Consider the following 13,646-nt stretch of genomic DNA (forward strand, 5'->3'; position numbering starts at 1 on the left):
ATATCGGCGAACATAAATACTTGTTCGCCGTTTTTATAAACCTAGCTATCAGAGCAGGTTTAGCGGTTAGGCCTTACTATTTTCTGTAGCTTGTATTGATTTTGCTACCGCTTGAACATCATCAAGTACCCTGAGTAAATTGCCACCCCAAAGCTTTTCAATATCTTGTTCACTGTAACCACGTTTGACTAATTCTAAGGTCACATTAAAGGTTTCAGAGGCGTCATTCCAACCATTAACGCCACCGCCACCATCAAAGTCTGAACTTATACCAACATGGTTAATACCAATCAGTTTGACCATATAATCAATATGATCGACAAAGTCACTGACATTAACTTGCGCGATACCTTTGCCTAGCTCTTGAACTTCAGGCTCTGCTTGGTTGGCAATTTCTGTTACTTTTGCCCAGTAAGTTTCTGCGTCGGTTGGCGAAAGCTTTTTACGCTCGGCTGGTGCTAATATTTCAAAATCTTGTTGTTGGGCTATTTTTTTGTAAACCGCCATTTTGGCATCAGCAAATGCTTTAGATTTTTCACCATCAATATACGAACGAAATGCAACGGTTTGTATAACGCCGCCGTTTTTCTTTAGCGCCAATAATTCTTCATCATCTAGGTTACGGCTGTGGTCATACATGGCACGACTTGCTGAATGCGAAGCAATTACTGGTGCTTTTGATAATGCCATGGTTTGCATATTGGCGGTTTTAGACGGGTGGGAGATATCAATCATAATTCCCCATTTGTTCATTTCTACAATTACTTGGCGACCTAGGTCACTTAAGCCATTGTGCAGCCACTGCTGTTCTTTATCGCCGGTATTGGAGTCACTTAACTGACTATGGCCGTTATGAGCTAGTGACATATAACGTGCCCCAAGATCATAAAACTTTTTAACATTACTAATGTCAGTGCCAATAGGGTAGCCATTTTCAACACCAATCATTGCCACTTTTTTACCTGACTTGAGAATGCGTCTAACATCATCCGAGCTAAGTGCTAGCTCAATTTTATCAGGTGCTATCTCTGTGGTTAATCGATGAATCGCATCAAATTTTGCCATGGCTTGCTGATAAGCTGTGGCGTAACCTTCAGTGGTTAGTTCGCCTTGGCCGGTATAAACAATTAACCAAGAAACATCTAAACCACCTTCGTCCATTTTGGGTAAGTTCACCTGGCTTTTCAGGCGCATGGTATAGTTTTTATCTTCAGTAAAGTTGGCAACGCTAAAATCGTTATGGGTATCTAACACGATCACTTTTTCGTGAATAGCTTTCGCTTTTTTTATTAAACTTGGGCTGAGCTCAGTATTGTTAACACTAGCGGCATTGACGCCAATACTAGTGAATGTGAGGAAAGGTAAAGCAACAGCAATAGCGCTTTTCTTAAGAGGTTTTAGTTGTTTTTTTGTTGTTATCATTTAGCCGTTACTCACAAAATTATTTATTTAAAGAATTTAGGGTTTGTTTATCTTTCAGTTTATAACTCTGTTGTTTTTGAAAAAGCGGTCAATCGCGGCGCTTAATATAAAGTTTGGTTGTTCCAAATGCAGATTAAGCAACAAAGAGTGATAATTTTTCAAAACAACCCAAAAGGCTATGGCTAATTTTCAACCTAACTGCGTTGAAAATCGTTAATGTAGCATAACTACATGACACTCAGTTCGCCTTGTCACCTTAAAAATTAGCCTATAGCAGAGACTAAAATGAAAGATCAACAGACCCTAGAGTCATTAAGCTAGCACATTCTTTTCTTTAATTTTATCTTTTTAACGGCTGTATTTTTCTGCTTTAGATATTAAATCCTACTAACAACAGGTGCTAGCGTTAACGCGGTGAATTTGCATAAGGATCGCTGTTATCACTACTAGCAGCTTGATCAGAGGCCTTAGTTTTCGCATTAGTAGAGTGTTGCGACTTTTTATCGGGACTACCAGCAGTACTTTGTTGATTGCGATAATTACCAAAACTTTTAGGTTGACCCTTTTGATCTGCACGATCTTTAGGGATAGGTGCCTGACCTAACTTAAGATTTTTAGGTTGGCCTGGCTTATGGTGACTAGGAATTATTCTATCACGCGGTGGTACTTCAAATTCATCAAATGGTGCCGGTGGTAAATTTTTAAACTCATATAAATAAAAACGCTCAATTTTTTCACGTGCCCATTGAGTTTTCTTAAAAAACTTTAAACTTGATGCCATGCTAGGGTTATTTTTAAAGCACTGAATACGGGTATATTCCGCCAAAATTTCCCAGCCGTAATGTGTGACTAACTGCTCAAGCAAGTCTTCTAGTTTTAAACCATGTAATGGGTTATTTAAATAATCGATCGATTCTGACATAGATATATTCTTAAAATTTTAAAACGCTTAGTGCCGAAAAGGGCAATCGCTAATCGTTAAATGAGTCTTGCCGTTATTATACACTAGGGTAAAACAGAGGTTGTGGTTTTATTGGCAATGTAATGCTTTTTTGAGCTAAAAGTTCGGTATTGCTAACAAGTTGATTTTAGATATTTTGTATCTGTCTTTTAGCTGAGTTTTAACTTGACGACAAATTATCGAAAATAACCCGGTTTTACGCTATCTAAAACGTAAGAGCTATTGCTATAATGCCGCCAATTATCTTTTTATTTTCTTTGTTTAGAGGTCTTATTGGATGTCGGAAGCAGAAAACCGTCCAACTAACTTTATTCGTCAAATTATTGATGCCGATTTAGCCAGTGGCAAACATGATCATGTCCAAACGCGATTCCCACCAGAGCCAAATGGCTATTTACATATTGGTCACGCGAAATCAATTTGCTTAAATTTTGGAATAGCTCAAGATTACAACGGCTTATGTAATCTGCGCTTTGACGACACTAACCCTGAAAAAGAAGATATCGATTATGTACGTTCTATTCAGGAAGATGTGAAGTGGTTAGGTTTTCAGTGGGCTGGCGATATTCGCTATTCATCTGATTATTTCGACCGTCTTCATGGCTATGCCGTTGAATTAATTGAAAAAGGTTTGGCGTATGTTTGTTTCTTAAATGGTGAACAAACTCGCGAATATCGCGGCACGCTAAATGCGCCAGGTAAAAATAGCCCATACCGAGATACATCGGTTGAAGAAAATCTTGCGCTTTTTGCCAAAATGAAAAATGGTGAGTTTAAAGAAGGCGAGTGCTCTTTACGTGCAAAAATCGACATGAGCTCTAGCTTTATGTGTATGCGCGATCCGGTTATTTATCGTGTTAAGTTCGCTCATCATCACCAAACTGGCGACAAGTGGTGCATCTACCCTATGTACGACTTTACCCATTGTTTATCTGATGCCATCGAAGGAATTACTCATTCATTGTGTACGTTGGAATTTCAAGATAACCGCCGTTTATACGACTGGGTAATTGATAACGTCAGCATTGAAGCTAAGCCTCATCAGTATGAATTCTCGCGTTTAAACCTTGAATACACGGTAATGAGTAAACGTAAACTAAATACGCTTGTTGAAGAGAAGTTGGTTTCCGGCTGGGATGATCCACGCATGCCAACCATCGCAGGTTTCCGTCGTCGTGGTTACACTCCGGCATCAATTCGTGAATTTGCAAAGCGTATTGGTGTCACTAAAATGGATAACACCATTGAAATGGGCGTGTTAGAAGCGTGTATTCGTGAAGACTTAAATGATACTGCTCCGCGCGCAATGGCGGTACTTGACCCGATTAAACTAGTGATTGAAAACTATGATGAGGGGAAAGTTGAAGAGCTTGATGTGAAAAATCACCCAAGTGATGACAGCCAAGGTAGCCGCATTGTACCGTTTAGCAAAGAGCTTTATATTGAAGCGGAAGACTTCCGTGAAGAAGCGAATAAAAAATACAAACGTTTAGTATTAGGTAAAGCAGTGCGCTTACGTGGTGCGTATGTGGTGACGGCAACTGGTTGTGATAAAGACGAGCAGGGCAATATCACCACAGTGTACTGTCAATATGATCCAAATACGTTAGGTAAAAACCCTGAAGACGGCACTAAACCTAAAGGCGTTATTCACTGGGTAAGCGCGGAACAAGCGATTAACGCAGAAGTGCGCTTATACGATCGCTTATTTAATGTGCCAAACCCTGGTGCTGCTGACGATTTTCACTTGGTATTAAATCCTGAATCTTTAACGGTCATTAGCAATGCGAAGGTTGAACCGTATTTAGCTCAGGCTAAGCCAGAAGTGGTATTTCAGTTCGAGCGTCAAGGTTATTTCTGTTTAGATAACAAAGATGCGACTGAAGGTAAATTAGTGTTTAACCGTACCGTTGGTTTACGTGATACTTGGGCAAAAATTGCTGACTAGATATTACTAGGGCGTGTTGATCTTTTCTGTTTGATTTTTGTTCGAGATAAAAGCGTTTTAATCGCGGCGTGAGGTGTGACGCCTAGTCATCTAAGCAAACCACCTCACAACCTTTTCTTTTAATAAAAAGAGTAAAACGCTTTTAGCCGAACCTTTTAGGCAGCGTTTGTTGTCATTTCTACTGTGTTAGCACTTTATCATGGGGAATCACCACACATCAAAAGTGCTGTCGTGTATAAATTTCCAATAAGCTGCTGCAAAAACAATTTTGAAAGATCAACACGCCCTAATCTTATGTAAATAAAAAGCCCGCGATTTGCGGGCTTTTTTAGTTGTTCATTTAAATGTTTATTTAAAAACGTATGAACTAAGTAGATAGTTTATTGATTCTCTTTACGATAAATCTCGCAAGCTTCTTGATCTTCACACTCGCCATACAAATATAAACTATGGTTGGTTAGTTTAATATTGTGAGACTTGGCAATATCTAACTGGCGTTGTTCGATAGTTTCATCTTCAAACTCAACTACTTTTCCACACTTTAAACATACTAAATGATCGTGATGTTTTTTATGGGAAAGTTCAAAAACGGATTTGCCGCCTTCAAAGTGGTGGCGAGTAACAATGCCCGCATCATCGAATTGGTTTAATACGCGGTACACAGTAGCAAGACCAATTTCTTCTTGCTGTTCTAGTAGGATTTTATAAACATCTTCTGCACTAATGTGCTGATTATTAGGATCTTGCAAGATGCTTAAAATCTTCACTCGAGGTAACGTTATTTTTAGACCGGCGCGTTTTAATTCTTCGTTTTGTTCGGACATATTTCTCACGTTCTTAATTTCAATTGGCAAAAATTATAGAAGTTTATTGCTCATGTTGAAAGCCCTAGTTAATTACTCGGGTAATTTTCTTTGCAATTTTAATAAAATAGCTGAATAATTAACTGGTACGATGTGTTGGTGATTATGTTAAACATCAGTATTTAGTTGGTTTATTGAGCACTTGTTTAGAGTAGTAGTATGAATTTAATGTTTTCTAGGGCTTGGCTATTTAAGTTAATGATTAATTTATGGCCGCCACTATTTTTTGCCCGCATCAAATTAGTTTCACTAAGTGACGATTTTCGAGAAGCAAAAGCACAAATGAAATTAAGTGCATGGAATAGTAATGGTGTCGGTACCTTATTTGGTGGTGCCTTGTTTTCAATGACCGATCCGTTTTATATGTTAATGCTAATGGCACGGCTAAGAGATGAGTATATTATTTGGGATAAACAAGCCGATATTGATTTTATAAAGCCTGGCAAGGGGAAAGTCACCGCGGAATTCTTAATTACTGATCAGTTACTTGCCGATATCGAGCGCCATACTGCTGACGGCGATAAGTATTTGCCGGAAGTGATCACTTATATCAAAGATGAATCTGGGGATGTTGTCGCTAAAATTAATCGAACGTTATATATTCGCAGGAAGAAACGCTTTCGCTAATACGACTAAGGTTGATTAAATTTGACTTCCAAACGTTAGATAAAAATCGTTTAAATAAGCAAATAAAAAGACCAATAGGTAAAAACGTTATTGGTCTTTTTTGTTATTGCTCGGAGCTTTCTAGTGCGTCCAAAATGCTAACAACTAAAGTAGTTGTCATTGTATTTAACCAGTTATAACTTAAAGCGTTTTACCTGTTCTTCAAGGGTATAGGCTAATTCTAATAAGTGTACGCTGACGGTTTTCCCTCGAATAACATCTTCGCTCGATTGCTCGGCAATATCTTTAATATTAACAATGTGCTGATTAATTTCTTCAGCGGCTAGATTTTGCTGTTTAGCCGCGCTATCTATTAAGCAGTTCATGTCATCTAATGCAGATATTTGCTCGGTGATTTCAATAAGTAATGTCGCAACATTATCAACATCTTCAGCTTTGAGATTCGCGGTTTCACAAGTTTGATTCATCGAACTTACCGCGTCTTCGGCATTAGTTTGTAAGCTAGAGATGGTTTGTTGGATCTGACCAATGGCATTTTGTGTGCGAATAGCGAGAGATCGCACTTCTTCAGCAACTACTGCAAAACCGCGACCTTGCTCTCCGGCACGCGCCGCTTCAATTGCCGCATTTAACGCGAGCAAATTGGTTTGTTCGGCAATGCCAGTGATCATATCCAAGACAATATTAACTTCTTTAGTTTGATCATTAAGCTGCAAAATCATCTCGGCATTGACGGCAATTTGGTCTTTAAGTTGGTGAATACCTTGATTGGCATTTTGCGCGAGTGTATGACCTTGTTTGGTTAAATTATTGGTATCGAGTGCCTGTTTTGCCGCATTGGTGGCATTAACTTCAATTTCTGATGCTGACATATCAAGCTCATTGATTGCAGCCGCAACCGACTCAGTCGCTTGCTTTTGAGATAGCACGGCGTTTTTACTAATGTCAGCGATATTATCCACTTCTTGAGCTGAGTTAATCATATTCTCAGCAGCCGAAGAGACGGTCTCAAAGCTTGATTTAAAGTTAGACATCATATGATTAAGTGCTTGGCTGACTGAGCCTAATTCGTCATGGTGATGAACTTTGATTTCGGTACTTAAATCTAAATTATCGGCAAAGCTGTTAATGGTATTGCGTAAACGTTTGAGCCTAAACAGTACCAGTTTATAAACCACTAAGCCTAGTGCGCCAAAACCAAGCACTGAGATGATGATTTGAATAACGGCAGCATGTAACATCGACGAGAAAATATCGCCATCAACCTCAGAGAGGTCATAGCTAATTTTAACCGCGCCGAGAATGTCACCCTCGTTTGCTTGGTGGCAACCTAAGCAATTGGTGCCGCGGTAATCTTCACTTGCTTGAATGGGCATAACATATTGCATTAACCGTTTATTGTCTTTGGTAATAACTTCGATAATGTTTTCACCTAACAACCCGCGTTTTTCTGCGTCAGTAGAAGGTGCTTGATCGTCAAAACCTGGGCCATATACATCAATGACTTTTTGACCGCGGATAATACGTGCATCGACAATACCATCTTGCTCTTTTAATTTATGTTGAACAATTTGTCGGTTGGCGATGGTGCCGGTTAACATCATGGTATTGACGGCATCAAAATAGCTTTGCGCTGTACTGGCGAGGTTTTTTTCTATTAATTGCTCAGCAAGCGCTTTTTCATCGCGGTAAATAAAGGTCAGAGTTGCAACTAGTAGGGTAATACTTGTTATAACAATAGCGCTATATGTTTTCTGGGCGATAGTTAAGTTCATTGGCTAGCCTTTATGCTTAGTAATTCTGAATGAGAGTGTAGTTCTTGTATTTGTTTAATTAAGCTGTCGGCATCAACAGGTTTTCCATATAGGTAGCCTTGATGGTGCTTACAGTGATTATTGGTCAAAAATGCCTGTTGAGCTAAATTTTCGACCCCTTCAGCTAACACATTTAACCCCAAACCGTTGGCCATATTAATAATGGTTTTAACCAACTGACAGTCTTTGACATTATTTGGGGTGCCGTAAATAAAACTGGCATCAATTTTTATGGTGTCAATGGTGAGCTTGGTTAAGTAACTTAATGAGGAAAACCCTGTACCAAAATCATCGAGCGCAATTTTTATCCCTAGTTGCCTAATTTCATCTAACGTAGCCTTCGCTTCATCAATATTCTCTATAAAACATGATTCAGTGATTTCTATTTCGAGGTATTCAGCGGGTAATTGAGTGTTAACAAGCGTAGTTTTAATCGATTCAACTAAGTCACCATTAAAGTGCATCGCCGATACATTTACCGCAATACGACCTAACGATAAACCTTTGTTTAGCCAAATTTTTCGTTGCATACAAGCTTGATGCAATACCCACTTTTCAATATCTACCATCAAACCTAGTTCTTCGGCTAATGGAATAAAAGCCGCCGGTGAAACACTACCTAACTCGGGCTGATACCAACGTAATAAGGCTTCAATGCCAACAACTTGCTGGTTATCACTATTGACCTGAAGTTGATAGTTAAGCGTAAACTCCTGTTGCTTTAGTGCCATTCTCAACAAGTTTTGTAATTGTAGCTTACTATTGTGTTGTTCGTTCATTTGGTGATGATAAAACAGGTAGCCATTTCGCCCTTGTTGCTTTGCTTGGTACATAGCGATATCAGCATGTTTGATTAATTCATCAGGCTCAATGCCATCAGTTGGGTAGACCGCAGCGCCAATTTATGCCGTTACATAGTTTGTAAGACCATTTAGTAAAAAGGGCTCATTAAAAGCATTAGCAATGCGTTTGATAACCGATTCAATATCATTGGCGCTATTCATTTCTGTTAACAAGACTACAAATTCGTCGCCACCAAAGCGGGCAACTGTGTCACCTTCTTTTACTGATTGTTCAATGCGAGTAGCTGCAGATATTAGCAGTTCATCACCAAACTTATGGCCTAAGGCGTCATTAATTTGCTTAAACCTGTCTAAATCAAGAAATAGAACAGCGGCAAGTTGCTGATTTCTATGGGCGGTTGAGATTGCGATATCGAGACGATCTTGAAATAACCGGCGATTAGGTAAATTGGTGAGGTCGTCATAAAAGGCCATTGAACGAATTTTGGCTTCATCTCGCTTTCTGTTGGTGATATCGGTGAAAATACCGGCGTAATGAATTTCATTGTCAATATCGTTACCAATTTTTATTATGGTTAACCATTCAGGATAAATTTCACCTGATTTTCTACGATTCCATATTTCCCCTTGCCACTTTCCAGTTTCCTCAATGGTTTGCCACATTTCTTGATAAAATAGCTTGCCGTGATAACCGGAATTTAAGACATTGGCATTTTTTCCGATAACTTCTCTGGCTTTGTAACCCGTTACTGCAGAAAATGCCGGATTGACGGAAATAATATTGGCTGATTTATCTGCCACCATCACTGCATCTAATGAGTATTCGATAACTTTTTCAGCTAAAAATAGGTGTTTTTGCGACATCATTAATGCTTTGTCGCGCTGAGAAATAATTTGCTCTAACTCTTGGAAATATGAATGCTCGACACCGGATAAAATATTTTGCTGGGCTAAAACACCGACCAATTCGCCTTGGTTGTCGATAACGCCTAAATGGCGTATACGATACTGCTGCAGCATTACAAAGCCTTGTAACAACGATTCATTGCTGCCAATTGTAATGAGTGGATGCGCGGCGTATGTCCATAGTGGCAGTTCGGGGCTTTCTGCTTTGGCTAAAATTTTTAATAAATTACGCTCGGTAATAATGCCGTATTCATTAGTTACGTGGTTTTTAATTAATACCGAAGAGTGTTTCTGTTGAGCCATGGCTTGCGCGACATCATTTAAGCTGTCAGAAGCATTTAAAATTGGCACAAGAGGGTTAAAATTGTCTTCAACCGTTCTTAATTGTAAATAATGTTCAATACCTTGGCGCTTTACGACATCCGTTTGGCTGATGATACCAATAACTTGGTTTTGCTGTTTTACCAGTAAGTGTCGAACCTTGTACTGGCTAAATGCTCTAATAATATCCTTATATTCAGTATCATGAGCAATTGAAATTACCGGTGAACTCATAAATGCTGAAATAGGGCGATTAAACACCTGCTTATCAACAAATTGAATTCGGGTGCAGTCTGCTTCCGTTAAAATACCAATAATGTCATTTTCTTGTTTAATCACGATTGAGCTGGTTTTGTGTTTACAGATGAGTTCAGCTGCACGACTAATAGGGGTATTTGGCGGACAAGATAAAATATCTGTTTGGATAATATCGGCAGCAATGATTAACTTTTTGAAAAACAAGGTAAGAATTCTTAGCTATTCTTAAAATTGGCGTACTTATAGCAAATAGCACAGGGTAAATATTTGATTTGAATCAAGACAAAGTAGCTTTCAATGAATGCTAATAAATTATTAACGCTTTTGTTACAAAGATATCGAAAACAATTGATTCATTGACTAAAAATTATATAGCGGTAATTTGCCTTGCGAAGGTGATTAACGTTTTTTGGTGGCATAGGTTTAAGTGTCATTGCCCTTCATAGATAACGTATCGAAACAATAGAAAACACCAATGCTGAATAAGTTTGCTTTATGGTAAAAATTTTATCGTTAATACCCGTTATAATTACCACTATACGCCACTTTATGATACAACGACTATCCGAGGTTTTAGTTGTATTTTGGAGGTAACCCTATGGCACAAACGCTTAAGTCACTCACTTATGAGGATGTTAAATTATTTTGTGAGCAATCCCTCCAAGCAGATCTCCCGGTTACTTTAGAACGTTTGCTTGCAGAATTTCCTGAAGACTCGATTGATGTTGTTGCCTATTTTCATCAGTGGCGCCAAGATCGAATGAGCCAATCATTAGCCACTTCTTCACAAAGTTCAGAAAATAAACCTGTAATTCCGCCTAGCATTACCCAAATACTGCAAGAGGAAATAGCTAAGCTTCAAGCCAGCCAAGCTAAAGAGCAACAAACCTTACTTGCTCAGCAACAAGATATAGAACAATTTCTAATTGCTAAAAGCCAAGAGCTACAGGCAAACCTCGACAGTCAATCGAAATTTGCTGACGAAACTAAGCAGCAACTTGATCAACAATCGCTGCAATTTCAGGAGCAATTGCACCAGGTAATTAATGACCATGGCAATGAAATTGAAGCATTAAAGCAACAACATCAACAGTCGTTAATTGCCCAGCAACAAGAGCATCAATCAGCCATTGAAATTGTGATTAATGAAAATGCCGCGCAACTCGCAAGCTTAAGCGAACAGGTAACGACATTAATTGAAAGTAATACATTACTAGAGGCACAAGCTGAGCAATATTTAGCAAGTCAGCAGCAATTGGGTGAGTTGCAATCAACAATTACACAACTTGAACAGCAACTAGCAGAAGAAAAAACGCAGCAAGCACAATATATTGAAGCGGCCAAAAAACAGTATCAAGGAAACCTCAATACATTGCGTGAGACACAGCAGCAGGAACTCGTTGAATTACAATCAACAATTACACAACTAGAACAGCAGCTAGCAGAAGAAAAATTAGATCAAGAACACGATATCGCAGCAGCTAAAAAGCAATATCAAGAAAACCTCAATACATTGCGTGATGCACACCAACAAGAAATAAATGAGTTAACCGGCGCTCACCAAAATGATATTGCTCAACAATTATCTCACAGTGTGCAACCAAGCGATGATAGCCGTGAGCAATTGAGCAAAATACAACAAGAAAATCAAATTCTCGAACAACAACTCGCACAAGAACAATCAAAATCTGCTCAGTTACAAACTCGCCTTGTTAATGTCAGTAACGACGCTAACAAAGACAAGGAAACTAATATTAAATTAGTGGCATTGCTAGAGAAAGCAAACACTAAAACTACAACTTTAGAGCAGCAATTATCTCAACAAAAAACCGGCTTAACCCTAGAAAGTGATTTAAATGCCCTTGAAAAAGCTGAGCGAATGATCACGGTTTTACGCAGTGAAAATACCAAATTAGCTAATCAACTTGATCTGATCAAAACAAATTCAATTTCGACAATTGAACGGTTAACAGATAAGTCTGACCAAGCAATGACCCGGATTAAAGAGCTTGAATCTCAGCTGAGTTTAGAAGTAAGTGCAAATAGCTCGGTCAAAGAAGAAAGAGCAAAACTCAAAGAACAGCTAGAGTTAATGAGACATAATCAAGTATCAACTTTTGAACGATTAACCAACAACGTCGAGAAAGCCAATGCAAAAATAAAAGCGTTAGAGCAACAGCTTGCTGAGGTTAAGTCTTAAGCGCCTAACGTATTAACGGCATAACGTGGCGCAGTTCTGTTATTAGGTTTAGCTCTATTATTAGGCGCAGAGTAATCAATTATATATAAATACCTAAACTTGAGGTTGCATGAAGTCGCCGACTGTACTTCATGCAACATATTTTCATCTTTTGTTTAACTTGGAGCTTATTAGGCAGCGCTTTTACCAAGTACATATCGCTTAAAAACATATCCCCAAGGCACTGCAAAAATAGGTAAAATAACCAAAGCAAATGCAAAAACTGTTTCTTCAGTACCCGAACCAACAAGCTCGTTAGCTTGCCAGAGTGGGTATGCAACCAATATTAGCCACAGCACTTTGTAGAAAATTTCCAGCAATAGAATGGGGATCATTTCAACTGTTCTGAATATTCCCAATAGCGCTAACGCAGAAAATGCTGCCCATACGCTCCAAGCCATCGCCTCGTTTTCATCCCAGCTGCCAGAATAAGATAAAATATAGCTCAAGACATCCTTTCCTAAAACAAAGAACATTAAAATATAAATCAGCCGCATGAAATAAATGTTTATCGGCCTGATGCCATCAAATTTTGAATTCTTGGTAAATAAATTTTTTAACATTATCGAAACATCCATATTAATATTTTCGTTTAGCTGGTTTGGCCTAATCATCCACTTTATTTATAGCCCAATACTGCCTTTAAGGTTAGGTCGCAACTTCAAAGCTAAAATCTCATATCAGTAATAAGCTCATACATTTTACGCATGCTTAGATGTCATATCCTGCTTGTAGTATTCACGGTACTTGCTTTTTATTTACGTCATTCCGACGTAAGTCGGAATCTTTTAATCATTTGCTTGGGTTGGTAATATTTCCGATAGATTCCACATCAAGTGTGGAATGACGAGGTGAGGTGTGTAGGCGCTATAAACATTTAGCAGTAAAGCTTGGTGTCATTGGTGGTGATTTTCGCGGTACTTGCCTTTTATTAATGTCATTCCGGTGTAGACCGGAATCTTTTAATCACTTTCTTGGGCTTGTAGTAGTTGGCAGGTTCCACTTCAAGTGTGGAATGACTAGATGTGTTGAACCGGCTAGCGTTTAAACGTTCAGTTTAAGCATTGAGAGTAAATCGTCGAACACTTAGATATATTCACCCATTTGCTAATGTGCTTTGTCACCCTCTGTGATGGCAAGCATTGTTACTTTGTTGATATTCGGTGTTATTTTAAGCAGAGCTCTGCAATGTTCAGGCTTGGTGTCATTGGTGGTGATTTTCGCGATACATGCTTGTTATTCACGTCATTCCGGTGTAGACCGGAATCGTTTAATCACTTTCTTGGGCTTGTAGTACTTGGCAGATTCCACTTCAAGTGTGGAATGACGAGGTAGGGAGTGTAGGACTGTATCAACATTTTCGTATAATAGCGAAAGAACTCATTTTGCTTATTACTATTAAATTTTTAGCATTAAATTTTCACTATTAAACTTTTAGCATTAAACATAGCCCATAAAAAAGCCGACGTAATTGTCGGCTTTGT

9 protein-coding genes and 1 pseudogene are annotated in these 13,646 nt (G+C 38.6%); 3 read left to right on the plus strand and 7 right to left on the minus strand.

Annotation, left to right across the window (positions count from 1 at the left end; genetic code table 11):
• Window positions 1-66: 66 nt before the first annotated feature.
• Together ACOB82_RS06935 and ACOB82_RS06940 are read right to left on the minus strand one after the other, a co-directional pair.
• Window positions 67-1,422, minus strand: a complete 1,356-nt coding sequence (locus tag ACOB82_RS06935) for a dipeptidase (protein WP_448212237.1) — start codon at window positions 1,420-1,422, stop codon at window positions 67-69.
• A gap of 406 nt (window positions 1,423-1,828) precedes the next feature.
• Window positions 1,829-2,344 (minus strand): VF530 family protein, encoded by a 516-nt coding sequence (locus tag ACOB82_RS06940; RefSeq protein WP_448212238.1) that lies wholly within the window; start codon window positions 2,342-2,344, stop codon window positions 1,829-1,831.
• Between the two features lie 316 nt (window positions 2,345-2,660).
• Between ACOB82_RS06940 and glnS the strand changes: the two genes are divergently transcribed.
• Window positions 2,661-4,331: a glutamine--tRNA ligase gene (glnS, locus tag ACOB82_RS06945; RefSeq protein WP_448212239.1), complete on the plus strand. Its 1,671-nt coding sequence runs from the start codon at window positions 2,661-2,663 to the stop codon at window positions 4,329-4,331.
• Between the two features lie 380 nt (window positions 4,332-4,711).
• Here glnS and fur read toward each other — a convergent pair whose 3' ends face one another.
• Window positions 4,712-5,155: a ferric iron uptake transcriptional regulator gene (gene fur, locus ACOB82_RS06950; RefSeq protein WP_448212240.1), complete on the minus strand. Its 444-nt coding sequence runs from the start codon at window positions 5,153-5,155 to the stop codon at window positions 4,712-4,714.
• A gap of 198 nt (window positions 5,156-5,353) precedes the next feature.
• On the opposite strand from fur, the gene ACOB82_RS06955 reads away from it, so the two are divergent.
• A complete protein-coding gene (locus ACOB82_RS06955; protein ID WP_448212241.1) occupies window positions 5,354-5,821 on the plus strand; it encodes a DUF4442 domain-containing protein in 468 nt (155 codons plus the stop codon).
• 173 nt (window positions 5,822-5,994) lie between these two features.
• Here the strand turns inward: ACOB82_RS06955 and ACOB82_RS06960 are convergent, their stop codons facing one another.
• From ACOB82_RS06960 to ACOB82_RS06970, 3 genes and pseudogenes are all read right to left on the minus strand, one after another.
• Window positions 5,995-7,596 carry a methyl-accepting chemotaxis protein gene (locus ACOB82_RS06960; RefSeq protein ID WP_448212242.1) on the minus strand — a complete coding sequence of 534 codons (1,602 nt, stop codon included), beginning with the start codon at window positions 7,594-7,596 and terminating at the stop codon, window positions 5,995-5,997.
• Window positions 7,593-8,468, minus strand: a complete 876-nt coding sequence (locus tag ACOB82_RS06965) for a putative bifunctional diguanylate cyclase/phosphodiesterase (protein ID WP_448212286.1) — start codon at window positions 8,466-8,468, stop codon at window positions 7,593-7,595. The genes ACOB82_RS06960 and ACOB82_RS06965 overlap by 4 nt, the downstream gene beginning before the upstream one ends.
• Window positions 8,451-10,127 (minus strand): annotated as a pseudogene (locus ACOB82_RS06970) (diguanylate cyclase domain-containing protein); the annotation flags it as partial. The pseudogene ACOB82_RS06970 and the gene ACOB82_RS06965, both read right to left, overlap by 18 nt.
• A 394-nt stretch (window positions 10,128-10,521) precedes the next feature.
• Between ACOB82_RS06970 and ACOB82_RS06975 the strand changes: the two are divergent.
• Window positions 10,522-12,123, plus strand: coding sequence for a hypothetical protein (locus ACOB82_RS06975; protein ID WP_448212243.1), 1,602 nt, complete (start codon window positions 10,522-10,524; stop codon window positions 12,121-12,123).
• A gap of 170 nt (window positions 12,124-12,293) precedes the next feature.
• Here the strand turns inward: ACOB82_RS06975 and ACOB82_RS06980 are convergent, their stop codons facing one another.
• Window positions 12,294-12,725 carry a hypothetical protein gene (locus ACOB82_RS06980; protein WP_448212244.1) on the minus strand — a complete coding sequence of 144 codons (432 nt, stop codon included), beginning with the start codon at window positions 12,723-12,725 and terminating at the stop codon, window positions 12,294-12,296.
• Between the last annotated feature and the right edge of the window lie 921 nt (window positions 12,726-13,646).

This window comes from Colwellia sp. MEBiC06753, from assembly GCF_053470325.1.